The 24,015-nt window shown below is 72.3% G+C and carries 22 protein-coding genes; 11 read left to right on the top strand and 11 right to left on the bottom strand.

Annotated features, from left to right (window positions below):
- Positions 1-32: 32 nt before the first annotated feature.
- Both ACFPQ9_RS18880 and ACFPQ9_RS18875 read left to right on the top strand, forming a co-directional pair.
- Positions 33-3,887 carry a Pls/PosA family non-ribosomal peptide synthetase gene (locus tag ACFPQ9_RS18880; RefSeq protein WP_380854247.1) on the top strand — a complete coding sequence of 1,285 codons (3,855 nt, stop codon included), beginning with the start codon at positions 33-35 and terminating at the stop codon, positions 3,885-3,887.
- A gap of 77 nt (positions 3,888-3,964) precedes the next feature.
- Positions 3,965-5,308 (top strand): M1 family metallopeptidase, encoded by a 1,344-nt coding sequence (locus tag ACFPQ9_RS18875; RefSeq protein ID WP_380854245.1) that lies wholly within the window; start codon positions 3,965-3,967, stop codon positions 5,306-5,308.
- A 10-nt stretch (positions 5,309-5,318) separates the two neighbouring features.
- Here the strand turns inward: ACFPQ9_RS18875 and ACFPQ9_RS18870 are convergent, their stop codons facing one another.
- The 3 genes from ACFPQ9_RS18870 to ACFPQ9_RS18860 are packed head-to-tail and all read right to left on the bottom strand — an operon-like array spanning position 5,319 to position 10,727.
- Positions 5,319-6,212: a DUF4231 domain-containing protein gene (locus tag ACFPQ9_RS18870; protein WP_380854243.1), complete on the bottom strand. Its 894-nt coding sequence runs from the start codon at positions 6,210-6,212 to the stop codon at positions 5,319-5,321.
- 1 nt (position 6,213) lies between these two features.
- Positions 6,214-10,197 carry an nSTAND1 domain-containing NTPase gene (locus ACFPQ9_RS18865; RefSeq protein WP_380854241.1) on the bottom strand — a complete coding sequence of 1,328 codons (3,984 nt, stop codon included), beginning with the start codon at positions 10,195-10,197 and terminating at the stop codon, positions 6,214-6,216.
- Positions 10,198-10,199: 2 nt separating this feature from the next.
- On the bottom strand, positions 10,200-10,727 hold the full coding sequence (locus ACFPQ9_RS18860) for a hypothetical protein (protein ID WP_380854239.1): 528 nt from the start codon (positions 10,725-10,727) through the stop codon (positions 10,200-10,202).
- 202 nt (positions 10,728-10,929) lie between these two features.
- Between ACFPQ9_RS18860 and ACFPQ9_RS18855 the strand changes: the two genes are divergently transcribed.
- Positions 10,930-11,337 carry a YchJ family protein gene (locus ACFPQ9_RS18855; protein ID WP_380854237.1) on the top strand — a complete coding sequence of 136 codons (408 nt, stop codon included), beginning with the start codon at positions 10,930-10,932 and terminating at the stop codon, positions 11,335-11,337.
- Positions 11,338-11,362: 25 nt separating this feature from the next.
- Here ACFPQ9_RS18855 and ACFPQ9_RS18850 read toward each other — a convergent pair whose 3' ends face one another.
- Complete coding sequence (locus ACFPQ9_RS18850; protein WP_380854235.1) at positions 11,363-12,064, bottom strand: FadR/GntR family transcriptional regulator; 702 nt, start codon at positions 12,062-12,064, stop codon at positions 11,363-11,365.
- A gap of 136 nt (positions 12,065-12,200) precedes the next feature.
- On the opposite strand from ACFPQ9_RS18850, the gene ACFPQ9_RS18845 reads away from it, so the two are divergent.
- The 4 genes from ACFPQ9_RS18845 (at position 12,201) to ACFPQ9_RS18830 (ending at position 16,070) form a co-directional block, all read left to right on the top strand.
- Positions 12,201-12,719: a gluconokinase gene (locus ACFPQ9_RS18845; RefSeq protein WP_380854233.1), complete on the top strand. Its 519-nt coding sequence runs from the start codon at positions 12,201-12,203 to the stop codon at positions 12,717-12,719.
- Positions 12,720-12,813: 94 nt separating this feature from the next.
- Complete coding sequence (locus tag ACFPQ9_RS18840; protein ID WP_380854231.1) at positions 12,814-14,241, top strand: GntP family permease; 1,428 nt, start codon at positions 12,814-12,816, stop codon at positions 14,239-14,241.
- A gap of 27 nt (positions 14,242-14,268) precedes the next feature.
- Entirely contained in the window at positions 14,269-15,030 is a 762-nt protein-coding gene (locus ACFPQ9_RS18835; protein WP_380854229.1) for an SDR family oxidoreductase, read from the top strand.
- A gap of 14 nt (positions 15,031-15,044) precedes the next feature.
- Positions 15,045-16,070: an L-idonate 5-dehydrogenase gene (locus ACFPQ9_RS18830; protein ID WP_380854227.1), complete on the top strand. Its 1,026-nt coding sequence runs from the start codon at positions 15,045-15,047 to the stop codon at positions 16,068-16,070.
- A gap of 103 nt (positions 16,071-16,173) precedes the next feature.
- Here the strand turns inward: ACFPQ9_RS18830 and ACFPQ9_RS18825 are convergent, their stop codons facing one another.
- From ACFPQ9_RS18825 to ACFPQ9_RS18795, 7 genes are all read right to left on the bottom strand, one after another.
- Positions 16,174-16,452: a hypothetical protein gene (locus ACFPQ9_RS18825; RefSeq protein ID WP_380854225.1), complete on the bottom strand. Its 279-nt coding sequence runs from the start codon at positions 16,450-16,452 to the stop codon at positions 16,174-16,176.
- Positions 16,453-16,567: 115 nt separating this feature from the next.
- Positions 16,568-16,843, bottom strand: coding sequence for a hypothetical protein (locus ACFPQ9_RS18820; protein WP_380854223.1), 276 nt, complete (start codon positions 16,841-16,843; stop codon positions 16,568-16,570).
- A gap of 59 nt (positions 16,844-16,902) precedes the next feature.
- A complete protein-coding gene (locus tag ACFPQ9_RS18815; RefSeq protein ID WP_380854221.1) occupies positions 16,903-17,214 on the bottom strand; it encodes a hypothetical protein in 312 nt (103 codons plus the stop codon).
- Positions 17,215-17,263: 49 nt separating this feature from the next.
- Positions 17,264-17,887 (bottom strand): cytochrome b/b6 domain-containing protein, encoded by a 624-nt coding sequence (locus ACFPQ9_RS18810; protein WP_380854219.1) that lies wholly within the window; start codon positions 17,885-17,887, stop codon positions 17,264-17,266.
- Positions 17,871-18,599, bottom strand: coding sequence for a molybdopterin-dependent oxidoreductase (locus tag ACFPQ9_RS18805; protein WP_380854217.1), 729 nt, complete (start codon positions 18,597-18,599; stop codon positions 17,871-17,873). The genes ACFPQ9_RS18810 and ACFPQ9_RS18805 overlap by 17 nt, the downstream gene beginning before the upstream one ends.
- Positions 18,600-18,684: 85 nt before the next feature.
- The gene (locus ACFPQ9_RS18800) at positions 18,685-20,232 is read right to left on the bottom strand and encodes an APC family permease (RefSeq protein ID WP_380854215.1); all 1,548 of its coding nucleotides are present in this window, start codon (positions 20,230-20,232) and stop codon (positions 18,685-18,687) included.
- A 192-nt stretch (positions 20,233-20,424) separates the two neighbouring features.
- Positions 20,425-21,396: a hypothetical protein gene (locus tag ACFPQ9_RS18795; RefSeq protein WP_380854213.1), complete on the bottom strand. Its 972-nt coding sequence runs from the start codon at positions 21,394-21,396 to the stop codon at positions 20,425-20,427.
- 281 nt (positions 21,397-21,677) lie between these two features.
- On the opposite strand from ACFPQ9_RS18795, the gene ACFPQ9_RS18790 reads away from it, so the two are divergent.
- The 4 genes from ACFPQ9_RS18790 (at position 21,678) to ACFPQ9_RS18775 (ending at position 23,958) form a co-directional block, all read left to right on the top strand.
- A complete protein-coding gene (locus ACFPQ9_RS18790) occupies positions 21,678-22,571 on the top strand; it encodes a DMT family transporter (protein ID WP_380854211.1) in 894 nt (297 codons plus the stop codon).
- 33 nt (positions 22,572-22,604) lie between these two features.
- Positions 22,605-23,120 carry an NUDIX hydrolase gene (locus tag ACFPQ9_RS18785; protein ID WP_380854209.1) on the top strand — a complete coding sequence of 172 codons (516 nt, stop codon included), beginning with the start codon at positions 22,605-22,607 and terminating at the stop codon, positions 23,118-23,120.
- A 119-nt stretch (positions 23,121-23,239) separates the two neighbouring features.
- Positions 23,240-23,632, top strand: coding sequence for a YidH family protein (locus ACFPQ9_RS18780; protein WP_107909219.1), 393 nt, complete (start codon positions 23,240-23,242; stop codon positions 23,630-23,632).
- The gene (locus tag ACFPQ9_RS18775) at positions 23,629-23,958 is read left to right on the top strand and encodes a DUF202 domain-containing protein (protein ID WP_380854206.1); all 330 of its coding nucleotides are present in this window, start codon (positions 23,629-23,631) and stop codon (positions 23,956-23,958) included. Before ACFPQ9_RS18780 ends, ACFPQ9_RS18775 begins: the two co-directional genes overlap by 4 nt.
- Positions 23,959-24,015: the final 57 nt, after the last annotated feature.

The following is a 24,015-nucleotide window of genomic DNA, read 5'->3' as shown; positions in this document are numbered from 1 at the left end:
GGAGGCATCCGGGATCGAGACGCGAGGACCGGATGGCAGCGATTCACGAGAGCGATGCTCTCGGCCTGCTCGACGATGAGCTCCGCGAGAAGTTCGGCGACACGGCCCGTTTCTCCGGGGGCCCCGCGGCCTCCCCGCGCACGCTCGTCGACGTCTTCGACGCGTCGGTGCGCTCGTACCCGGACGAGCCGGCACTGGACGACGGCACGACCAGCCTGACCTACCGGGCGCTGGCCGTCGAGGTGGAGCGGCTGCGGCGGGCGCTCGGCGCGGCCGGGGTCGGGCTCGGTGACCGGGTGGGTGTGCGGGTGCCGTCCGGCACCAACGACCTCTATGTCGCGATCCTCGCCGTGCTCGCGGCCGGCGCCGCCTATGTCCCGGTGGACGCCGAGGACCCGGACGAGCGGGCCGAGCTGGTGTTCGGGGAGGCGGATGTACGGGCCGTCGTGGGCGCCGGGCACGAGCTGACCGTGCACTCCCGCAGTGACGTTCCCGCCGCACGCCCCGGTGTCGAGCACGACGCCTGGATCATCTTCACGTCCGGCTCCACCGGGAAGCCCAAGGGCGTCGCCGTCTCCCACCGCAGTGCCGCCGCGTTCGTGGACGCCGAGGCCGCGCTGTTCCTCACCGAGGAGCCGATCGGGCCCGGCGACCGGGTCATGGCGGGTCTGTCGGTCGCTTTCGACGCGTCCTGCGAGGAGATGTGGCTGGCGTGGCGGTACGGCGCCTGTCTGGTGCCGGTGCCGCGTGCGCAGGTCAGGAGCGGTGCCGATCTCGGGCCGTGGCTGGTGGAGCAGGAGATCACGGTCGTGTCGACCGTGCCCACGCTCGCCGCGCTCTGGGAGCCGGAGACCCTCAACGACGTACGACTGCTGATCTTCGGCGGTGAGGCCTGCCCGCCGGAGCTGACGCAGCGGCTGGTGACCGAGGGCCGCGAGGTCTGGAACACCTACGGGCCCACCGAGGCGACCGTGGTGGCCTGTGCTGCGCTGATGAGCGGCGAGGAGCCGATCCGGATCGGGCTGCCGCTGAACGGCTATGAGCTGGCCGTCGTGGACGAGGCCGGGGAGCCCGTGGCGATGGGTGAGAGCGGGCAGCTCGTCATCGGTGGCGTGGGGCTCGCGCGGTATCTCGACGCCGAGAAGGACGCGGAGAAGTACGCGCCGCTTCAGTCGCTGGGCTGGGAGCGGGCGTACCGCAGTGGTGACCTCGTCAAGGCGGAGCCGGAGGGTCTGGTCTTCCTCGGGCGGGCCGACGAGCAGATCAAACTCGGTGGGCGGCGGATCGAGCTCGGCGAGGTGGACGCCGCGCTGCAGGCACTGCCCGGTGTCGCCGGTGCGGCGGCCGCCGTGCGGACCGCCCGCAGTGGGAATCAGCTGCTGGTCGGGTACGTCGTCACGCAGGACGGCTGGGACCAGGCGACCGCGGTGGAGAAGCTGCGGGCGGAGCTGCCGGCCGCGCTGGTGCCGCTGCTGGCGCCGGTGGACGACCTGCCGACCCGTACGAGCGGCAAGGTGGACCGCAACGCCCTGCCGTGGCCGCTGGAGGGCCTGGAGAGCAGCGGCCCGGCCGAGCACCTCTACGGCACCGAGGCGTGGCTGGCGGAGCAGTGGACCGAGGTGCTCGGCATCCCCGTCACCAGCGCCTCCGACGACTTCTTCGCGATCGGCGGTGGCAGTCTGGCCGCCGCGCAGCTGACGACGCGGCTGCGGACCCGCTATCCGAGCGCTGCCGTCCTGGACATCTACCAGCAGCCGGTGCTGCGCAAGCTGGCCCGGCACCTCGAGGAGTCGGCGCACGACGACGGGGCGGAGCGGATCGTCGCGCCGTTGCCCCGGCGTGCGCAGCTGATCCAGCTGCTGCTGCTCGTTCCGCTGTTCACGGTGCTCGGTCTGCGCTGGACGGTCGCGCTGGCCGCGCTCGGGAATCTGCTGCCGGCCTACGGGTGGCTGCCGACGGCGCCCTGGTGGCTGCTCACGGCCGGGGCCGTGGTGCTGTTCAGCCCGCCCGGACGGCTCGCGCTGGCGGCCGGCGGGGCGCGGCTGCTCCTCAAGGACGTGAAGCCGGGCCGGTATCCGCGCGGTGGCCGTGTGCATCTGCGGCTGTGGACGGCCGAGCGGCTCGCCGAGTTCAGCGGGGCGACCTCGCTGACCGGGGCCTGGCTGGAGCGGTACGCGCGGGCGCTGGGCGCCAAGGTCGGGCCCGAGGTGGACCTGCACTCGCTGCCGCCGGTCACCGGTCTGCTCAAGCTCGGGCGCGGTGCGGCGGTCGAGTCCGAGGTGGATCTGTCCGGGTACTGGCTGGACGGGGACCGGCTGGAGATCGGCGCGGTCAAGGTCGGCGCGCACGCCGTCGTCGGCACCCGCAGCATGCTCTTCCCGGGCGCCCGCGTCGGCAAGCGGGCCGAGGTGGCACCCGGCTCGGCGGTGACCGGGCAGGTCCCGACCGGGCAGCGCTGGGCGGGCGCGCCCGCGGTCAAGCTCGGCAAGGCCAAGCGCAACTGGCCCAAGGACCGGCCGCGGCGCGGCACGTACTGGCGGGTGATGTACGGCCTGACCGGCTTCGCGCTCAGCGCGCTGCCCGTGCTGGCGGGCGCGGCCGCCTTCCTCGTGGGCCGGGTGTTCTTCACGCCGGACTCGCCCCTGGCGGGCGCCGCGTCGGCCCTCGTCCCGGCGACGCTCGCCTTCGGGGCTGCGTACGCGCTGCTGATCCTGGTCGCCGTACGGCTGCTGAGCCTCGGTCTGCGGGAGGGCACGCATCCCACGCACAGCCGGGTCGGCTGGCAGGCCTGGACCGTCACCCAGTTGATGGACCGCGCCCGCGACACCCTGTTCCCGCTGTACGCGGGGCTGGCCACGCCGGTGTGGCTGCGGCTGCTCGGGATGCGGATCGGGCGGGGCGCCGAGGTGTCCACGGTGCTCGCGCTGCCGAGTCTGACGACGGTCGGCGAGGGTGCGTTCCTGGCCGACGACACGCTGACCGCGCCGTACGAGCTCGGGGGCGGCTGGATGCGGATCGGGCGGGCGCAGATCGGGCGTCGGGCGTTCCTCGGGAACTCGGGGATGACCGGGCCGGGGCGGTCCGTGCCGGACGGCGGTCTGGTCGGTGTGCTGTCGGCGACGCCGAAGAAGGCCAAGAAGGGCACCTCGTATCTGGGGCTGCCGCCGGTGAAGCTGCCGCGGGCCGCGTCCGACGGCGACCGGAGCCGGACGTACGAGCCGCCGGTCCGGCTGCTGTGGGCGCGAGGGATGGTGGAGCTGTGCCGGCTCGTGCCGGTGTTCTGCTCGGCGGGGCTCGCGGTGCTGACCATCGCCGCGCTGTGTGCGCTGGAGGTCTGGGCGCCGCTGCTGTCCGGGCTCGTGCTGCTGGCGGCGGGTGCCGCGGCCGGGCTGGTGTCGATCGTCGCGAAGTGGCTGCTGGTGGGGCGTCATCGCAGCGGGGAGCATCCGCTGTGGTCGTCCTTCGTATGGCGCAACGAGCTGGCCGACACCTTCGTCGAGGTGCTCGCCGTGCCGTGGTTGGCGGGCTCGGTACCGGGTACGCCGGTGATGACGGCGTGGCTGCGGGGGCTCGGCGCGCGGATCGGCAAGGGCGTGTGGGTGGACAGCTACTGGCTGCCGGAGACGGATCTGGTGACCCTGGAGGACGCCGCGACCGTGAACCGGGGCTGTGTGCTCCAGACACACCTCTTCCACGACCGGATCTTGCGGACGGATACTGTGGTTCTCCGTGAGGGCGCGACGCTGGGTCCTGGCGGGATCGTTCTGCCGGGTAGCGCGATCGGGGCCCGCACGACACTGGGTCCCGCGTCGCTGGTGATGGCGGCGGAGTCGGTCCCCGACGACACCCGGTGGCTCGGCAATCCGATCGAGGCATGGCGTTCCTGAGCGCGGCCCGCTCAGGGCCGGAGAGCAGTGGGCTGGCACGGAGTGGCAGCGGTACGGCGCAGGGAGCACAGACAGCAGTGGCAGTTCAGCAGACGGCGGGCGCGGACCCGTACTTCCCGGAGCACGGCGACCCCCGCTACCGGGTGCACCGGTACGAGCTGGCGCTGGACTACCGCCCTGGCCCGAACCGGTTGTCGGGGACGGCCCGGATCAACGCGATAGCGGGCCGGGCACCGCTCACCGAGTTCATGCTGAACCTGGCCGACTTCAAGATCGGGCGGGTCCGGGTGGACGGGCGCCAGCCGCACTACACACACCGCGGCGGCAGGCTGCGGCTGCGCCCCGCGAAGCCGATCCGGGCCGGGGCGGCCTTCACGGTCGAGGTGCACTGGTCGGGCAACCCCAAGCCGGTGAACAGCCCCTGGGGCGGGCTCGGTTGGGAGGAGCTGGAGGACGGGGCGCTGGTGGCGAGCCAGCCGATCGGGGCGCCGTCGTGGTACCCGTGCAACGACCGGCCGGCCGACAAGGCGTCGTACCAGATCTCGATCACCACGCCGTCGGCGTACGCGGTGGTGGCGGGCGGGCGGCTGCTGACCCGGACGACCAAGGCCAGCACGACCACCTGGGTCTACGAGCAGGCCGCCCCGACGTCCAGCTATCTCGTCGGACTGTCGATCGGGAAGTACCAGACGGTGCTGCTGGGCGACCCGGGGCTGGGCGGGGTGCCGCAGCACGGGCACATCCCGGCGCATCTGCTGGCGGACTTCTCTCGGGACTTCGCGCGCCAGCCGCAGATGATGGACGTCTTCCAGGAGCTGTTCGGGCCGTACCCGTTCGACGAGTACGCGGTCGTGGTGACCGAGGAGGAACTCGATGTGCCCGTCGAGGCCCAGGGGTTGTCGCTGTTCGGCGCCAACCACGTGGACGGGGCGCGGGGTTCGGAGCGGTTGGTGGCGCACGAGCTGGCGCACCAGTGGTTCGGCAACAGCGTGTCCATCGCGGACTGGCGGCACATCTGGCTGAACGAGGGGCTCGCGAAGTACGCGGAGTGGCTGTGGTCGGAGCGCTCGGGCGGGCGTACCGCACAGCAACTCGCTTCCGCCGCACACCGGTTGCTGTCGTCGATGCCGCAGGATCTGCGCCTTGCCGACCCCGGCCGTAAGGCCATGTTCGACGACCGGCTCTACGAACGCGGCGGGCTGACCCTGCACGCGGTGCGCTGCGCGCTGGGTGACATCGCCTTCTTCCGCATGCTGCGCAGCTGGGGTCAGCTGCACCGCAACGGGACGGTCACCACGGCCGCCTTCGCCTCGCACGTGGCACGGTTCGCGACCGAGCCGGTGGAGGAGCTGCTGCAGGCATGGGTGCACGGGGCGTCGCTGCCGCCGCTGCCGGGGGCCCGGACGCGGGCGGCGGGCTAGGGGCGCCTCGCTACTGCGAGGTCCATTTCGTCATCCAGCTGTCGTTGAGCGCGGAGATCAGCCGCTCGCAGCGGGCGACCAGGGCGTCCTCGGTGGCCGGGTCGGTGTGCTCGCCGGTCTCGCGGTGCCGTTCCACGGTGTCTTCGAGGGCGGCGGCGGTGGAAGCGAACCGGGCCTGCTGATAGGCGTAGTTGGCGGCCAGGCCGTGGGCGCCCACGGCGGCGCCCGCGGTGGTGGCGACGGCCACCCATGCGGCCGCCTGCTCCACCGCGAACGCACCCGCCAGGGCGCCCAGCAGCACTCCGGTCACGCCCAGCGCGAGTTCGGTCCCGCGGACCAGGGCGAGGCGGCGGCCCATCGTGCGGGCGCGCGCCAGGTAGTAGCCCCCGATCTGCGGCGTCAGACAGCACTCGATGTAGGTGTCGACGTCCGACACGGCGGGCAGCCGCCGCACCGCCGGGGTGATGCCGAGGGTGGCGGGGACGAGGTGGGCGGCATCCTGGCGCACGTCTTTGAGACGCTGTGCCAGGACGGCGCGGGCGTCGGGGCCCCGGTAGGGCGTCACGCCCGCCAGCCACATGTGGATCTCCCGCTTCATCGCCTCGCTGGTCACCCTGAGCCCGGTCCAGTCGCGTACGGCGGCGGGGCCCGCGTGTCTGGAGACGAGCGGTATCAGTCCGGTGGCGGAGGCGGCGCCGAAGGCCAGTGCCTTGCCCAGCATGCTCTGAGCGGTCATGACCTGGGAGGCGGCGGTGCCCAGTACGGCGGCGGCCAGCCCGAGCACGAGGCTCCACGTCCTGGCCCGCTCGATGGCCGTCTTCGCCCGGTCCGCCGCCTGCGACCACACGCTCTGCTGGTCCCAGGCCCGCGCCGCCACGGTGTCGGCCGCCCGTTCGGTCGTCATGTCAGTACCTCGCGGCAGGAGCGTGGGCCGGGGCGCCCGCCCCGGCCGGCAGGCGTGGGCAGGTGCGTTCATAGGGTCGTCCGGGCACGTACTGCCGCCACTCCGCCGCGGTGAGGTTGCGGTCGACGAGGTCGCAGCCGTACCGCACCCAGGAGTCGAAGTCCCGGTTCCACAGGCGTGCGGTGTCGTCGGTGCCGGCGGAGGCGATCCACCGTCCGTCGGGGCTGAAGGCGACGGCGAGGATCTCGCCCCGGTGGCCGGTGAGGACGCGTCCGGCCGGCTTTCCGGTACGTGCGTCCCAGGTCCGTACGGTGCCGTCGTCCCCGGCGCCGGCGACGAGACGGCCGTCGGGGCTGAAGGCGACATCCTCGACGCCTGCGGTGAACCCGGTGAGGGGGGTGCCGCGCTGTCGGCGCGTCGACATGTCCCACAGGCGCACGGTGTGATCGAGGCTCGCCGTCGCGAGCAGCCGGCCGTCGGGGCTGAACGCCACTTCCTGCACGGCGTTCGTGTGTCCCTTCAGCGGCTCTCCGGCACGCTTCCGCCCGGCGACGTCCCACATCAGCACGGTCTGGTCGTCGCTCACCGAGGCCAGCAGCCGGCCGTCCGGGCTGAACGCGACGCCGTTCACCAGCTCACCGTGCCCGCCGGGCAGGGCGCCGAGGCTCCGGCCGGTGTCGACCGACCACATCCGCACCTCGGCGTCTCCGGCCGCGGCGGCCAGCAGCCGGCCGTCGGGGCTGAACACGATGTCCATGACGCCCTCGTGGGAGCCGGTGAGGGTCCGCAGCCGGGGCCGATCGGGGCGCAGGCCCCACAGCCGTACGGTGTCGTCCTCACCGGCGGTCGCGAGGAGGCTCCCGTCGGGGCTGAACAGCGCCCGGTAGACCTGGCCGGTATGGCCGCGCAGCACCCGGGCGGTGGCCGTGTCCCGGCCGTGGCGCCACAGGCGTACGGTGCCGTCCTCGCCCGCGGTGGCGAGCAGCCGGCCGTCGGGGCTGAACGCGACGCTGTCGACGTCGCCGTCATGTCCGACGAGGGGCGTGCTGACGGAGTGGGTCCGGGTGACCTGCCAGAGCCGGGCCGTGCGGTCCCAGCTGGTGGTGACGAGCCGCTTGCCGTCCGGGCTGAAGACGACCTGGTTGACGAGGTTGGTGTGCCCGGTGAGCGGCAGGCCCTGCGGAGTCCCGGTGCGCGCGTCGTACAGCCGGGCCGTCCCGTCCTCGCCCGCGGTCGCGAGCAGCCGGCCGTCGGGGCTGAAGGCGACGGACCAGATGTCGCGGCTGTGGGCGTCGATGTGCCATCCGCGAGGGTGTCCGGAGGCGGTGTCCCAGAGGCGGGCGGTCCCGTCGGCGGCGGCGGTGGCGACGCTGCGTCCGTCGGGGCTGAAGACCACACGGCGCAGCCGGTCCCTGTGGCCCTTGAGGACCCGCACCTGGCGTGGGGCGCCCGGTCCGAGGCTCCACAGCCGTGCGGTCATGTCCCAGCCGGAGGTGGCGAGGAGGCGCCCGTCGGGACTGAAGTCGACTCCCGTGACGGCCTCCCGGTGGCCGGTCAGGACGTCGCGCAGCCGCTTTTCGCGTACGTCCCAGAGGCGCACGGTGCCGTCGAGGCTCGCGGAGGCGAGGGTGCGGCCCGCGGGGTCGAAGGCAAGGTCGTGCACCATCTCCGCATGTCCTTCGAGCACGGCGGTCGGCCGCCGCTTCGCCACGTCCCAGAGCCGGATGCCGCCGTCCAGGTCGCCGGTGGCGAGGAGGCGGCCCGAGGGGTCGAACTCCACTTCGGTGACCGCGGATCGATGCGCGGTCAGGGGCTCGCCGAGCGGAGCGCCCGTCGTCGCGTTCCACAGTCGGACGGTCCGGTCCCAGCCGCAGGTGGCGAGCAGACGGCCGTCGGGGCTGAACGCCGCTCCCTGGACCTGGTCGGGGTGGGCGAGCAGGGTCGAGGCGTGGGTGATCCTGGACAGTCCGGTGATCAGGCCGGCCGGTGGCTGGGGCTCCGGGCGGTCCTGGTGGGCCACGCTCAGGCTCTGGAGGCCGACGAGGACGGCCACGTCCGGTCGGCTGTCGACGAGTTGATCCGACTCGGCACTGAGTTTGCCGGCGAGGGCCAGCCGGGCCCGGGATTCGGCGCGTGCGTTGCTGACGTAGGCGAGCCCGGCGGCCAGGACCGTCAGGACCAGCAGCACGCTCAGGCCGGCGGCGAGTGAGCGCAGACGTCGGTTGGAGCGCTTGGCCGCTTCGAGCTCGCTGGTGGCCTGAGCGCGGCTGGCGGTGAGGAACTGGCGTTCCGGCGGGCCGAGTTCACGGGGGTGCCGGCCGGCCCAGTCCTCGAAGGCGTCGAGCCGGGCCCCGCGCAGCAGGTAGGCCTGGTCCTGGTCGCCGCGTTCCCAGTCGGCGGCCAGCCGTTCGAGGTCGGAGCGCAGCCGCAGCAGGTTCCGGGACTCCTCGATGCGGTCCCGCAGCGGCGCCCACTGGCGCAGCAGTGCTTCATGAGCGACCTCGACCGTCGCCCCGTTGCGGACGAGCAGACGCGCCTCGACGAAGGCGTCGACCACGCGCTGTTCATCGGCGGCGAGTTCGCCGTGGGGGACGCTTCGGCCGGCCGGGGGCCGGTCGCCCTCCACGGCGGCGAACTTCAGAAGGGTGGGCAGTACGGCGCCGCCCATGTCGCGTCCTTGCAGTTCCAGGTGGATGCGGTCCGCCCGGCCGCGCAGCGCGCCCACGACCCCGCCGAGCCGCTCGTAGTGGTCGCTGGTCACGGCTCCGGCGTCGGCGGCGAGGAGATACAGCTCGCGCAGGGTGTAGGCCAGCAGGGGCAGTGCGTCGCCGCCGGTGGTCTCCGCGACGATGCGGGTGACGAGGCCCGCTTCGAAGGTCAGCGCGGCCTGTTGCGCGGGACGTTCGATGACCTCGGACAGCCGGTCCGGGCTGATCGGCTGGACGAGGACGGAGTCGTCGACGGCCTCGGCGAGTCCCGCACGCTCGGGGCCGGCGGCGGTCAGGAACTCCGAGCGCACGGTGACCAGCACCCACAGCGGGCTGTCGGGGCCCAGGCTGTCGCGCAGGAGCCGCAGGAAGGAGTGCTGTTCCGTGACGCCGGTCAGGCTGAGCAGTTCCTCGGCCTGGTCCACGGCGACGAGGACGGCACGGGTTTCGCCGTCGGCCCCGGACGGGCGGGCGAGTTGTTCGGCGATCCGGGTCAGGGCGGCCGGGCCGTCGGCGAGGGCCCGGCGGAGTTCGTCGTGCGTTCTCGGGTGGCCCTGGTCGGCGAAGGCGCGTACCAGGGCGTCGATCAGCCGGGCGGTGGGCCGTCGTCCGGGCCGGAAGGGCGGCAGCACCACCCAGCGGTGCCGTCGGCGCAGGAGGCGGGGCAGGACTCCCGCGCGCATCAGCGACGACTTGCCGCTGCCCGACGGTCCGACCACGGCCACGAACCGGCCGCCGTCGTACCGCATGACGGGGTCCAGTGCCCGCAGCAGCCGCTCGATCTCGCTGTCCCGCCCGAAGTACACGGCCGCGTCCGCCGTCGAGAACGGCTCCAGTCCCGGATAGGGCGGGCGGGCCGGATCCCGGTCGAAGGAGTCGGCGGCGGTGATGCCGGCCAGCCGCAGTCCTTCCAGGATCCGGCCGAAGACCTGTTCACCCTGCCTGAGATCCACCCATTGGGCATCGCTGAGGATGCCCGGGCGGGGCGCGTCGTCGAGCCGCACGGGAACGACCGGCCGCTTGGCGCGCCGTGCGTGGGTGAGCTCGGCGAAGCACCAGTGCGATGCTCGCGACGCCGCGCTCGCCAGGTAGATCACCGCGTCGGCCCGGTGCAGCTGCCGGTAGAGCTCCGTCTCCCACCGATGGCCCGCGGGGATGCCCGCGTCGGGGTCGATGTCGAGGAACAGGCCCTCGAACCCGACCGACTTGAGCCAGTCGGCGACGCGCTGCGCCACGGCACGGTCCTGGCTGCTGTGGCTGATGAACAGCTGGGGCATCGCTACGGCGTCGGGGTGGGCGACGGCGGGTACGGGATGCGCTGCAGGTACCACTTCTCACCCTGGTCCGAGGTGGCCAGGTTCGTGTTCGCCAGCGGCACCCTGTAGGTCCTGTCGTTCTCCCGGTAGACGCACTGGTAGTTCTCGATGATGCGGGCGGCGTCGGCGGGCCGCAGGGCGCAGGAGAACTCCTTGGGCGCGGCGAGATACTTCCAGCCCTTGTCCTCCCACCAGAACCCGGAGTTGTCCCCACGGCTCAGCATTTGATTGAAAAGGATCGCTGTACCGTTGGGCCCCGCCTGGCAGACATGATCCTCGACCACAATGCGGCCGACTTTCTCCAGATATTTGCAGGAGAACTTGTCCGGGGGCTCATAATCCTGCGCGAATGCGGCGAGTGAAATGTTCTTCTTCGGCTTCTTCCGTTTGGCGAACGCGTCGGTGGCGGCGGCCAGTACCAGGGCACCGACCAGCGCCACGACGAGTAAGCCAATCAGGGCACGGCCTCGGGTCAAGGCACGATCGATCAACAAGGACTTCCCTTTCGGGCAGGCATGTGTGAGGTCAGCACCTCATTTGGCGCCAGAATTCGACTTCACGTACGAATCGGGTACGCGGGCCAGTCGAATAGGACCGATTCAAGCGGCACGAGATTACTGGGCCCACATATTCCGAGTCAACCCGGAATTTCCGCTCTCAATTCCGGGGCGGGAGTGACGCATAATGGTGCCCATGTCTCGCCGCGCCTCACGTTCCCAGCCGCACCCCACGAGCACCGTCTGCCCGTGCGGGCTGTCCGAGCCGTACGACCGGTGCTGCGGCCGGTATCACTCGGGCACCGGGGCCGCGCCCACCGCCGAGGCGCTGATGCGGTCGCGGTACTGCGCGTTCGTCAAGGGCGATGTCGCGTATCTGCTGCGGACCTGGCATCCGCGGACGCGGCCGGCGCGGCTGGAGCTCGATCCGGGGATGCGGTGGACCGGGCTGGAGATCCTGGACACGGCGGACGGTTCGGCCTTCCACACCACGGGGACGGTGGCCTTCCGGGCCTCGTACCGGGGTGGGTCGCTGCATGAGCGGAGCAGGTTCGAGCGGGTGGACGGGGCCTGGGTGTACGTGGACGGGGAGTTCCCGAGTTAGGAGGGTTCCTGCGTTGGCGGATGCCCTACGGCGCCAGGATGTCCAGTTCCTGAAGTGCTCCGACCGTGATCTCGCGGGTCAGGTGCTCCGCTCGTACCGCGTCGCCCGCGCGGACCGCCTCGGCGACCTGGACGTGCAGGGTGACCGCCGCCGGGTCGGGGTCCTCGAACATGACCTCGTGGTGGGTGCGGCCGGTGAGGACCTCGGCGACCACATCGCCCAGGCGCGCGAACATCTCGTTGCCGGAGGCGTTGAGGATGACGCGGTGGAAGGCGACGTCGTGGACGAGGTAGCCCTCCAGTTGGTGGCCGCGTGAGTGGGCGACCATGCCGAGGGCGCACTCGGTGAGTTCGGCGCACTGGTCGGCGGTGGCGTGCTTGGCGGCCAGGCCGGCGGCGACCGGTTCGATCGCCGAGCGCAGGACCGTGAGCGAGCGCAGTTGCCCGGGGCGGTCGGCGCCGGCCAGGCGCCAGCGGATGACCTGGGGGTCGTAGACGTTCCACTCGGACTTCTGACGGACCGTGACGCCCACGCGGCGGCGGGACTCGACCAGGTGCATGGACTCCAGGACGCGGACCGCCTCGCGCATCACCGAGCGGGACACCTCGAAGCGCTGCGCCAGTTCGTCGGTGCGCAGGACGCTGCCCGGCGGGTACTCGCCGGCGGTGATCGCGGGGCCGAGTGTTTCCAGTACATGGCCGTGCAGACCCCGGCCCGGAGTGGTCATGCACTCAGCGTACGCGGTGGATCACGATCCTAAAAAGTCAGACTTATACATCACACACTCTTGAATTCGTCGTACCTATGGGTTTCAGTTGCGTCGACATCACGTGTCGACGAGGACAGCAGACAGTGAGGCAGCGATGAGTACCCCCCATGTCGTCGTGGTCATGGGCGTAGCGGGCACCGGGAAGACCACCATCGGTCCCCTGCTCGCGGCCCGGCTCGGCGTCCCCTATGCCGAGGGCGACGACTTCCACCCGCAGGCCAACATCGCCAAGATGTCGGCCGGCGTCCCGCTCGACGACGACGACAGGTGGCCGTGGCTGGATGCCATCGGCGCCTGGGCGCACGGGCGGGCCGGGCTCGGCGGGGTGGTCAGCTGCTCGGCACTGAAGCGGTCCTACCGTGACCGGCTGCGGGCCGAGGCGCCCGGGGTCGTGTTCGTGCACCTCAGCGGCGACCGGGCCCTCATCGAGGACCGGATGGCGCACCGGCAGGGGCACTTCATGCCGACCGCGCTGCTGGACTCGCAGTTCGCCACGCTCCAGCCGCTCCAGGCCGACGAGGCCGGGGTCGCGGTGGATGTCACCGGCAGCCCCGAGGAGATCACCGGGCGGGCCGTCGAAGCGCTGAACGGGATTCCCGAGTCGGCCGCGTAACCCGCACCACCCCCGCTCCACCCCCCGGCAGCCGCCGGACACCCCCCACGGCAGTACCCCCTCCCCAACCCCCGTCTCTGCAAGGGAAACCCCCGTGACCAGACTCAGCGTCGAGATGCTGGCAGCGGACACCGTCGAGCCCATCACCTCGGCCGGCCACGCTCAGCTCGGTGTCGCCGTCCTGGTGGGCATCGGCGTCATCGTCCTGCTCATCACCAAGTTCAAGCTCCACGCCTTCCTGTCGCTGACCCTCGGCTCGCTGGTGCTCGGCGCCATCGCCGGGGCGCCGCTCGACAAGGTCATCGCCAGCTTCACCACCGGGCTCGGCACCACCGTGGCCGGCGTGGGCGTGCTGATCGCGCTCGGTGCGATCCTCGGCAAGATGCTCGCCGACTCCGGCGGCGCCGACCAGATCGTCGACACCATCCTCGCCAGGGCGAGCGGCCGTTCGATGCCCTGGGCGATGGTGCTGATCGCCTCGGTGATCGGTCTGCCGCTGTTCTTCGAGGTCGGCGTGGTGCTGCTGATCCCGGTCGTGCTGATGGTCGCCAAGCGCGGCAACTACTCGCTGATGCGCATCGGCATCCCGGCCCTCGCCGGTCTGTCCGTGATGCACGGCCTGGTCCCGCCGCACCCGGGCCCGCTGGTGGCGATCGACGCGATCGGCGCCAACCTGGGTGTGACGCTGGCGCTGGGCATCCTCGTCGCCATACCCACGGTGATCATCGCCGGTCCCGTGTTCTCGCGGTACGCCGCCCGCTGGGTCGACGTCCCCGCTCCCGAGCGGATGCTGGCCGAGACCCGAGGTTCCGCCCAGGACGCCACGCAGGGCGTCGCCAAGGACGCGGAGAAGCGGCCCGCCTTCGGGGCCACGCTCGCCACGATCCTCCTCCCCGTCGTCCTGATGCTCTCCAAGGCGCTGGTCGACATCGTCATCGACGACCCCGAGAACAGCGTCCAGCGGGTCTTCGACGTCATCGGCTCGCCGCTGATCGCGCTGCTGGCCTCCGTGCTCGTCGGCATCTTCACCCTGCTCAGGCCCGCGGGCTTCAGCAAGGAGCGGATCTCGCCGCTGGTCGAGAAGAGCCTCGCCCCGATCGCGGGCATCCTGCTCATCGTGGGCGCCGGCGGCGGCTTCAAGCAGACGCTGATCGACACCGGCGTCGGCCAGATGGTCCTGGAGATCTCCGAGGACTGGTCGATCCCGGCGCTGCTGTTGGCCTGGCTGATCGCGGTGGCGATCCGGCTCGCGACCGGTTCGGCGACCGTGGCCACGGTTTCCGCGGCCGGTCTGGTCGCCCCGCTCGCGGCCGACATGTCGACGACCCACGCCGCCCTGCTGGTCCTCGCCATCGGCGCCGGCTCGCTGTTCTTCAGCCATGTCAACGACGCCGGTTTCTGGCTGGTGAAGGAGTACTTCGGCCTGAACGTCGGACAGACCGTCAAGACCTGGTCCGTCATGGAGACGATCATCTCGGTGGTCGCCGGCGGTCTGGTCCTGCTGCTCTCACTGGTCATCTAGCACTGCGACGCCTTCAGGGACACGACGATGACGGCTCACCCCCTCTTCGACATCAGCGGCCGCACGGCCCTGGTCACCGGCTCCAGCCGGGGCATCGGCCTCGCGCTCGCCCGCGGTCTGGCCGAGGCCGGCTGCACGGTGGTCCTCAACGGACGGAACGCGCGGCGCCTGGCCGAGGCCGCCGGGGAACTCCTTGGCGATGTGCACACGGCCGTGTTCGACGTGACCGACGGCCCGTCCGTGGCCGCCGGGATCGCGGACGTCGAGGAGCGGGTGGGCCCGCTCGACATCCTGGTCAACAACGCGGGGATGCAACTGCGTGCGCCCCTGCTGGAGTTCGGGGACGCGGACTGGCACCGCATCCTGGACACCAATCTCACCAGCGCGTTCCTGGTGGGCCGGGAGGCGGCCCGCCGGATGACGGAACGCGGCCACGGAAAGATCGTGAACATCTGCTCGCTCCAGAGCGAGGTGGTCCGCCCCGGCATCGCGCCCTACGCCGCCACCAAGGGCGCGCTGAAGATGCTCACCAAGGGCATGTGTGCCGACTGGGGCCCGTCCGGCGTGCAGGTCAACGGCCTGGGCCCCGGCTACATCGAGACCGAACTGACCCGGCCCCTGGTCGAGGACGCGGAGTTCAGCGCCTGGGTGCGCCGCCGCACCCCGGCCGGACGCTGGGGACGCACCGAGGACCTGGTCGGCGGCGTGCTGTTCCTCGCCTCCCCGGCCGCGGACTTCGTCAGCGGACAGGTGCTGTACGTCGACGGCGGCATGACCAGCGTGCTGTGAAGGAGGCCCGAGGGATGCTCGGTTGTGTGATCCACGGACAGGGCGATCTGCGGGTCGAGGAACTGCCGGTGCCGCTCCCGGGCCCCGGACAGGCGCTGGTGGCCGTACGGTACGGCGGGATCTGCGGCTCCGATCTGCACTACTGGCGGCACGGCGGGGTCGGCGACTTCCGCTTGAGGGAGCCGATGCTGCTCGGGCACGAAGTGGTCGGGACGGTCGTGGCGTACGGCGACGGGGCCTCGGGTCCTTCGGTCGGTACGGCCGTCGCCGTACACCCCGCCACCCCCTGCGACATCTGCCCGGAGTGCGCGGACGGGCGGCGCAACGTGTGCCGGGACACCCGCTACCTCGGCAGCGCGGCCCGCTTCCCGCATGTGCAGGGCGGTTTCGCGGCCCGGATCGCCGTTCCCGCCGACCAGGTGCGGCCGCTCCCCGCGGGCCTCGATCCGCGGCGGGCGGCTCTCGCCGAGCCACTGTCGGTCGCGCTGCACGCCGTGCGGCGGGCCGGAGCGGTGGCCGGGAGGCATGTCCTGGTCACCGGTGCCGGGCCCATCGGATGTCTGGTGGTCGCGGCGGCGCGGGCGGCCGGCGCGGCGAGCGTGACGGTGACGGACCTGCTGCCGGCGGCACTGGAGTACGCCCGTGCCGCCGGGGCCGACACCGTCCTACGGGCCGACGATCCCGGCGCTGCCGGGTGGCCCGCCGAGGTGGACGTGGCGATCGAGGCGTCCGGGGTGGCCGCCGGTCTGGACACCTGTCTGCGGCTGGTGCGGCGCGGTGGTGTCGTGGTGCAGCTGGGGATGCTGCCGCCGGGGCAGAGCCCGTTCGCGGGCAACCTCGTGGTGAGCCGGGAGGTCGAGCTGCGCGGGGCGTTCCGCTTCGACACGGAGTTCGACGCGGCGCTGGAACTGCTCGCCGCCGAGGGCGCGTTCGACGGGCTGGTCAGCGCGGTCGTGCCCGTGCGCGACGCCGAGGAGGCGTTCGCGCTGGCGGCCGACCGGAGCCGTTCGTGCAAGGTGCTGCTGGACTTCGGAGGCTGAACCTCCGCCGTGCGGGGTGTCGGAACTCGCACCGACGATCACCGGTAGTGGCTTCCATGGAGACGTCTTCGACCCGATGATGAGGTGACCCCTGGAGGCCGCGTCAGCCGTCGGGGGCGAGGACTTCGGGGGGCGTCATGGCGGTTTCCCTCGGGATGCGCATCTCGGGGCTGCTCTTGGTGGGTGCGGTGGCGGTGGCCGCCGCGGCCTTCACCGATGACGGAAGTGGTCCGGCGGACGGCAGGGGTGGCGGGGGCACCGTCGTCACCGCCGACCCGACGGCCGGTGCCGGAAAGCCGCCGACCGACCCGGCGGGCAACTCCTCCGCGCCGGTGGGGCAACGGCCCGACGGGCACATCGGGGCACCCGCGGCCACGGGCACGCCCGGCCCTCCCCCGGTCATCGGCACGCCGAGCCAACCACCGCACCCCTCACCCAGCCCTTCCGCGAGCCAGAGGGTCCTCGAGGTCCCCGACTGGCTGCCACCGGGCCCCGCTTCACCGGACGCCGACGGCATCCCCGACCCTGCGAGCGTGTACGACCTGCTGAGCGACCCCGCCGAGTGCGGGGCCGCCCTGGACGTGATCCCCCGGCTCACCGCCGAGGACGATCGGACCCTGCTCCACGGTCTGGCCACCGCCTGTCTGGCCGTGCAGGGCGAGGGCGGCGACTGGGAGCAGGCGGTCCGGGACCACGCCGCCCTGGCGGACACGGCCGACTCCTGCAAGGGACGGGCCGCCCACGCCGTGCTCGGCGCGCTGCTCGACTTCCATCGGCGGCACCCCGAAGGCACGGTGCGGCTGAAACCCGCGTCGGGCCCGCCCGCCTGCGGCTACCGGATCGCCGGGGTGGACACGGGCGGCGACGGCACGGCGAAGCCGGGGGAGGTGATCGGGATCGAGCTGGCCGACGTGTACTTCGACCTCGCCGAGGTGCTGCGCGAGGGCGTCGTGAGCGTCGGTGGACTGCCGGTTTCCCTCGTGCAGTCGGGTGCGGGCGACCGGGCGTCGCTGTCCGTCGTCGTACCGGCACTGGAGCCCGGCCCGGTGGAGGTGGCCGTACGGTACGGGGGAACCGAGGTCCGGCTGCCGGATGCCTTCACGGCCACGGCTCCCGACGTGGTGCCGGAACCGAGCGTGGACACCGGCACCCCCGCTGCTCCGGCGGCGGATACGGCTGCGGCTCTGACCACCTCATGGTCGCCAGAGCCGGTGCTCCCGCTCGGCCCACTCCCGGCTGACCAGGCCGGTGCGCATGCCGCGGCGGGCCTCGGGATCCCCCAGCGCCATGCCGATGTGGCCGGCGAGGACGATGCCGACGGTCAGCGCCAGCCAGTCGTGCACGAAGGTGGCGCTGGTGCGCCACTGCAAGGGCGTGAGATGCGTGAACCACATGATGAGTCCGGTGCCGAGCATCACCAGCGTGGCGCCCGCGATCCAGGCCGCGTAGATCTTCTGCCCGGCGTTGAACTTCCCCGCCGGACGCGAGGACCGCTGCTTGTCGCGCCGCAGGGCGGCCCGCAGCCAGACGCGGTCGTGCGGGCCGAAGCGGTTGAGGAAGCCCAGGTCGGCACGGAACAGCCGGGAGGCGAGCCCGGCCAGGACGGGCACCGGCAGGGCGAGGCCGGCCCACTCGTGGATACGGACCACCAGCTCGCGGCGGCCGACGAGTTCGGCGAACTGCGGGATGTACAGACAGGCCGCCGTCACCACGCACACGCCCATCAGCAGGGCCGTCGTGCGGTGCACCCAGCGCGTGGCCGGACCGAAGCGCCGGACGCCGGTGGTCGCGCCGGGGGCGTCAAGTCGTAGGCTCATCGTCGCGTCCGTTCGAGCGGCCGACCCAGGCGTCGACGTCGTATCCCCGTTCCTCCCAGTAGCCCGGCCGCACGTCCTTGGTGACGGTGATGCCGGAGAGCCACTTGGCGGACTTGTAGAAGTACATGGGGGCGACATAGAGGCGGACGGGGCCGCCGTGGGCGTGGCCGAGGTCCTTGTCCTGCATGCGCAGCGCCACCATGACGTCGGCGCGGCGGGCCTGGTCGAGGGTCAGGCTCTCGCTGTAGGCGCCGTCGAAGCAGGTGAAGCGCACCGCGCCGGCTCCGTCGCGCACTCCCGCGGCATCCAGCAGCCGGGACAGCCGCACCCCCTCGAAGGGTGTGCCGGGGACCCGCCAGCCGGTGACGCACTGGACGTCGCGGACCAGCCGGGTCTGCGGCAGGGCGCGCAGGTCGGCCAGGGTGTAGCTCCGGGGGCGGTCGACCAGTCCGTCGACGGTGAGGCGGTAGGTGGTGGCGTTCTTGCGGGGTACGGAGGAGGTCACCGAGTAGTAGCGGAAGCCGCCGCCGTTGGGCAGCAGGCCGGTCAGACCGGTGGGGTCCTTGTCGGAGGCGCCCGCGAGGAAGGACTCCAGGCCGCGCTGGAGCGTGGGCGCGGTGACGACGCCGAGGGCGCCCAGGCCGAGCGTGCCGAGCAGCACTCGGCGGCCGATCGGTGTGCCCCGCGGCTCTTCGGGCTGTTCGTTGTCCACCTACTCATCGAACACCCGCGCCCCCTCGCCGGACCAGGGAACGCGGGTGCCCGTCAGATTTCCGTAACCACCTCTCACCTGGCTCTCATGAGTCGCCGTGAGCGGCCTTCTCCAGCTGGAACGCCTCGTTGCCGAGCCCGATGCGGGCGTGCCGCTCGGGGGCGCGGGAGCGCAGCAGCAGCCCCTGGACCACGCCGACCGCCAGGGCGAGGGCGATGACGGCGGGCAGCGCCCAGCTCAGGGACGAGCCGGGGCCCGCCCCGATCAGGACGTCGAAGTCCTTGACGGTGTAGACGACGATGAAGAGCAGCGCGAGAACGGCCAGGCCGGAGGCGGCGAGCCGCCAGAACTGGGCAGCGGCGGCACCCCGTCGCAGGAAGAACACGATCACCGAGACCGAGGCGGCCGCCATCAGCGCGGTGACGCCCAGCGCGCCGAGGCTGCCCATCCAGGTGAACAGGTGCAGGACGGGGGCGGTCGGGTCGCCGACCGGGCCGTCGTCGGCGATCGCGAAGGCGGCGACGACCACGAGCGAGACGCCCGTCTGCAGCAGCGAGCCCGTGCCGGGGGCGCCGCTCGCTCCGCTGGTGCGGCCGAACGCGGCGGGCAGCAGGCCCTCGCGGCCCATGGCGAAGGCGTAGCGCGCGACGACGTTGTGGAAACTGAGCATCGCCGCGAACATGCCGGTCACGAACAGCACGTGCAGGACGTCGGTGAACGTCTCGCCCAGCAGATCGGTCGTGAGGAAGAACAGCAGCCCGGCGCTCTGCTTCTCGGCGGTGCCGACGATCGCCGAGGGCCCGGCGGCGACGGTGTACGCCCAGCAGCTGATCGTGTAGAAGACCGCGATGCCGCCGACGGCCAGGAACATCACGCGGGGCACGAGGACGTGCGGGCGGCTGGTCTCCTCGGCGTAGACGGGGGCCTGCTCGAAGCCGAGGAAGGCGGCGACGCAGAAGCACAGGGCGGTGCCGATGCCCGCGCCGCTGAGGGTGTCCGGGTTGAAGGCGTGCAGGGACAGTCCCTCCTTCGCCGGGTCGGCGATGGCCGCGATGTCGAAGATGACCACGAGGACGACCTCGATGATCAGCAGGACACCGAGCACGCGCGCGTTGAGGTCGATCTTCAGCCAGCCGAGCGCGCCGACCAGGAGGACGGCGAGGAGGGCCGGTATCCACCAGGCGACCTCCATCTCGAGGTACGTGGCGAACAGCCCGGAGACCTCGAAGCCGAAGATGCCGTAGATGCCGACCTGGAGGGAGTTGTAGGCGACGAGTGCGACCATCGCGGCGCCGGAGCCGGCCGTGCCGCCGAGGCCGCGGGAGATGTAGGCGTAGAAGGCGCCGGCGTTGTGGACGTGCCGGCTCATCTCGGCGTACCCGACGCTGAACAGGGCGAGGACGGCGCCGAGGATCACGAAGAGCAGCGGCTGGCCGAGGATGCCCATCACCCCGAAGGTCGTGGGCATGACACCCGCGACGACCATCAGGGGCGCGGTGGCGGCGAGCACGGACAGCAGCAGGCCCGTGGTGCCCAGCCGGTCGGCGCGCAGGGCGCGGTCCTGTCCTTTGAACGTACTGATGCCACCGCCGTCGGCGGTGGCTCTGCTCGTACTGGAACTGCCCGTCGTCATCGAATGACCGTCCTTCGTCGGGTCGGGGGCGCTGGTGTGCGGTCGGTGTCGGTGCGGGTTCGTCGGGGCGGTGCGGGTTGTCCGAGGCGGTGCGGGTTGTCCGCGGTTATGGCCGTCGGGGTGGGTGGCCGTCAGGGATGTCGCCGTCGAGGGTGTGCGGCCGTCGGATGTGCTGTGCTCCTGCCGCCGCCCCTAGGCCGTGCCGAGGGCGGTGTCGCGGGCGGTGCGGAAGGCGGCGTACGGATCGCGATCGGGGTAGGACCAGGGCGACGGGGTGGCGTGTTCGCCGATGCGGTGGAAGAGGGCGGCGGCCTCGGCGCCCCGGCCCTCGCACACCTTTGCGTGCGCGAGGAAGTTCAGGTCGATCAGCCGGCGCGGGTGGCCCTCCTGCTCCCACTCCAGCCACCAGTCGAAGGCGGCCCGCATCACCTGCCGGGCCCGGCGGCCCGTCCAGTGCCCGGAGGCGACCGCGTCCCGCGGCTCGTGGCCGGCCGCCGCGAGGACGCGATAGCGCTCGGCGTGCGCGATGACCGGCAGGACGGCGAGCGGGGAGTCGGCGGGCGCCTGCTCCGCCGCCGCGTTGGCGAAGTCGTAGACCTCGTGCAGCGGGTCGGTGCCGGTGCCGGACTGGTGCTCGGCGAGCCGGGCGATCATCAGGTGGTGGGCGTGGTGGTGGTCGGCGTACCGGGCGCGCACCTCGGCGAAGAGGCGGCGCACCTCCGGCTCGGCGCCGAGGTTCTTCTCCAGCATGAGCAGCCCGAGCCAGGGGGTCGGATCGGCGGGCGCCAGCGCGGCGGCGGCGTGGCAGGACTCGCGGGCCCGGACCGGCTTCTCCTTGCCGCGCAGGGCGCGCCGCACCTGGGCGAGGCCCAGCAGAACGGCGGCGTCCACGGAGTCCGGCTCGGCGAGCAGCCAGTCGCGGGTCCAGGGGACGCAGTACTGCTCCTGGGCGAGGACGGTGACGCGGTGCCCTCTGCGGTCCCAGTCGTCGCCGGTTCTGGCGAGCAGCGAGCGTGCCGTCTGCCACCTGCCCTGGGCGAGGGCGGAGCGGGCGGCGGCGAGCTCGGCGTCGTCGAGGGCCGCGTCGTAGGCATGGGCAGCGCGCTTTCGGCCGCGGCCCAGAGGGGGTGGTGGGGACACCGGCTTGGGTCCTGTGGTGAGCAAATCGTGGACTGTCATCAAGCGATCACTCGCAGCAAACCCCCGCCAAGGGTTCACGTCAAGTGCCGCAGACGCGTTACACGCGTCAACTACTGTTACTGATGGGGCAGTTGCGACATTCAACCTGTCCACAATGCCGGATTTGTTCGTACTGTGTGGCGTACGTCATGGCGGTGTCCGTTTGGGCACCGCACGATGGTGGAACGCGCACGCCGGGCCAGGGGCCGCTACAGTCGGCCCTTAACGCACCCCGTCCCAGCCCGGCAGGATTCGAGGTACGCAGCGTGTCGCTCCAGATCCTCATACTCGCCGTGACCGCCGCGTGCTGTCTTGGATTCGGATTCGTCCTCCAGCAGAACGCGGCCCAGAAGGCTCCGCTCAGCGACTTCCTCTCGCCGCGGATCCTGCTGGACCTGATGAAGGTGCCGCGCTGGCTCGGCGGCATCGGCCTGATGGTGGTCGGCATGGCCCTGGGCGCGATGGCCCTGGGCCAGGGCGAGATCTCCCTGGTGGAACCCCTGCTCGCGACGAACCTGCTGTTCGCGCTGATGCTCTCCCGCCGTCAGACCAAGCAACCCCTCGGACGCCAGGGCTGGACCGGCCTCGCGCTGCTCGCGGGCGGTGTGACGGCGTTCATCGTGGCCGGCCAGCCGACCGGCGGCACGGCCACCAGCGACCCGTTCCGGCACTGGCTGATCATCGGCGTCATGGTCGGCGTGGCCCTGCTGCTGACGGCGTACGCCAAGCGTTCCCGGCTCAGCTCGGGCCCCGCGCTGCTGGCGACCGCAGCCGGTCTTCTCTACGGCGTGCAGGACGCCCTGACCCGGGTGACCGGGGAGCGGTTCGCCGAGGGCGGCATGGCGGAGGTCCTGACCGGCTGGCAGCCGTACGCCGTGGTGGCGCTCGGCCTGACCGGGCTGATCCTGGTCCAGAGCGCCTTCGAGACGGCCTCCCTGCGCATGTCCCTGCCCGCTCTGACCGCCGCCCAGCCGCTGGCCGGCATCCTCTGCGGCGTCGGCTTCCTCGGCGACCGGCTGCGCACCGACGCGGGCGCGCTGGCCTGGGAGGCGGCCGGGCTCGCCGGGATCGTGGTCGGCATCATCATGCTCGGCACGCACTCGGCGATGCCGTCCGGGGCGATCCAGCCGAAGCGCACGCCGGCCTTCCAGACGCCCTGACCGCGTCCGGGCCGTCCCTGCTTGGATGGCCCCATGAGCTCTGCTGACGAGATCCTCGACATCGTCGACGAGAACGACCGGGTCGTCGGACGGTCCCCGCGCGGCGAGGCCTATGCGAAGGGGCTGCGTCACCGCTGCGTCTTCATCGAGGCACGCGACGCCGAGAACCGCCTCTTCGTGCATCGCCGCACCCCCACCAAGCTGGTGTTCCCCTCCCAGTACGACATGTTCGTGGGCGGGGTGGTCGGCGCGGGCGAGTCGTACGACGACGCCGCCCTGCGTGAGGCGGAGGAGGAGCTCGGGGTGAGCGGGCTGCCCCGGCCGACGTTCCTGTTCAAGTTCCTGTACGACGACGGCGCCGGGCAGACCTGGTTCTCGGCCGTGTACGAAGTGCGCTGCGAGCTTGAGGTGAGCCCTCAGGTCGAGGAGGTCGCCTGGCACGACTTCCTGCCCGAGTCCGAGGTGGAGCGGCGGCTGACGGACTGGGCGTGGGTGCCGGACGGCCTGGCGGCGTACGAGCGGCTGCGGGCCCATCGCGCCGCCCGCTGAGCCGGCCCCGGGCGGCTGGCTCCGGCGTCGTCCCGGCGGAGCGGAGCCACCCGCTGAGCCGGCCCCGGCGGGCGGATCCGGCTACGTCCCCGGCGGAGCGGCCGGATAAGGTCGGGCATGTGAGCGAGTTCGTGCGAAACGTCCGGCTGTGGTTCGCGCCGCAGGAGGTGCGCCAGGAGGGCGGCACCCCCGACTACCGGTTCTCGCTGGCGAACGAGCGCACCTTCCTGGCCTGGCTGCGGACCGCGCTCGCGCTCATCGGCGGCGGCTTCGCGGTCGACCAGTTCCTGCCGGACCTGCGCTGGGGGTGGCGGGTCGGCCTGGCCCTCGCGCTGCTCGCGGCCGGCGTGCTGTGCTCGCTGCGCGCGGTCAATCACTGGGTGCGCTGTGAGCGGGCGATGCGCCGGGGCGAGGACCTGCCGGTGTCCCGCTTCCCCGCGGTGCTGAGTCTCGTGGTCGCCGTCGTGGCCGTCGCGATGGTCGTCGTCGTGCTCGTCGGGTGGGAGGGGTGAGCGCCTCGGCAGCAGCGGAGCCGCTACGGGACCCGGGACTGCAGCCCGAGCGGACGCGGCTGGCTTGGCGCCGTACGACGCTGTCCGGCACCGTGGCCGCCGTGCTCGCCATGAGGACCGCGCTGCACGGGGGTGTCTCGGTGACCGGGGCCCTCGTCTGCGCGCTGTGCTGCTGTCTGTGGCTGGGCTTCCTGGCCCTCGCCCACCGCCGTATCCGTGCCCTCACGTCCTCACCCCGGCCCGTGCCCCTGGCGCCCCGGCACGCCACGGCGACCGTCCTGATCACGGTGGCCCTGGCCGCGTGCGGGGCGGCGCTGCTGTTCTGAGGCCGAACGGGGCGGCGCAGGGCCCTTTTCTCGCCCCCGCCGCCCCTACCCGTCCCA

It is taken from the genome of Streptomyces coerulescens (genome assembly GCF_042657965.1).
GTDB lineage: Bacteria > Actinomycetota > Actinomycetes > Streptomycetales > Streptomycetaceae > Streptomyces > Streptomyces coerulescens.
Note: the sequence above shows the minus strand (reverse complement) of the source record. Positions and strands in the feature narration are given on the sequence as shown.

Coding starts and splice junctions, on each gene's coding strand:
- ACFPQ9_RS18880 (WP_380854247.1), top strand. CDS start 33: ATGGCAGCGATTCACGAGAGCGATGCTCTCGGCCTGCTCGACGATGAG.
- ACFPQ9_RS18870 (WP_380854243.1), bottom strand. CDS start 6,212: ATGACGACCGAACGGGCGGCCGACACCGTGGCGGCGCGGGCCTGGGAC.
- ACFPQ9_RS18865 (WP_380854241.1), bottom strand. CDS start 10,197: ATGCCCCAGCTGTTCATCAGCCACAGCAGCCAGGACCGTGCCGTGGCG.
- ACFPQ9_RS18855 (WP_380854237.1), top strand. CDS start 10,930: ATGTCTCGCCGCGCCTCACGTTCCCAGCCGCACCCCACGAGCACCGTC.
- ACFPQ9_RS18850 (WP_380854235.1), bottom strand. CDS start 12,064: ATGACCACTCCGGGCCGGGGTCTGCACGGCCATGTACTGGAAACACTC.
- ACFPQ9_RS18845 (WP_380854233.1), top strand. CDS start 12,201: ATGAGTACCCCCCATGTCGTCGTGGTCATGGGCGTAGCGGGCACCGGG.
- ACFPQ9_RS18835 (WP_380854229.1), top strand. CDS start 14,269: ATGACGGCTCACCCCCTCTTCGACATCAGCGGCCGCACGGCCCTGGTC.
- ACFPQ9_RS18830 (WP_380854227.1), top strand. CDS start 15,045: ATGCTCGGTTGTGTGATCCACGGACAGGGCGATCTGCGGGTCGAGGAA.
- ACFPQ9_RS18820 (WP_380854223.1), bottom strand. CDS start 16,843: ATGGAAGTCGAGCAGCGCGCCGAGCACGGCGTGGGCGGCCCGTCCCTT.
- ACFPQ9_RS18810 (WP_380854219.1), bottom strand. CDS start 17,887: ATGAGCCTACGACTTGACGCCCCCGGCGCGACCACCGGCGTCCGGCGC.
- ACFPQ9_RS18800 (WP_380854215.1), bottom strand. CDS start 20,232: ATGACGACGGGCAGTTCCAGTACGAGCAGAGCCACCGCCGACGGCGGT.
- ACFPQ9_RS18785 (WP_380854209.1), top strand. CDS start 22,605: ATGAGCTCTGCTGACGAGATCCTCGACATCGTCGACGAGAACGACCGG.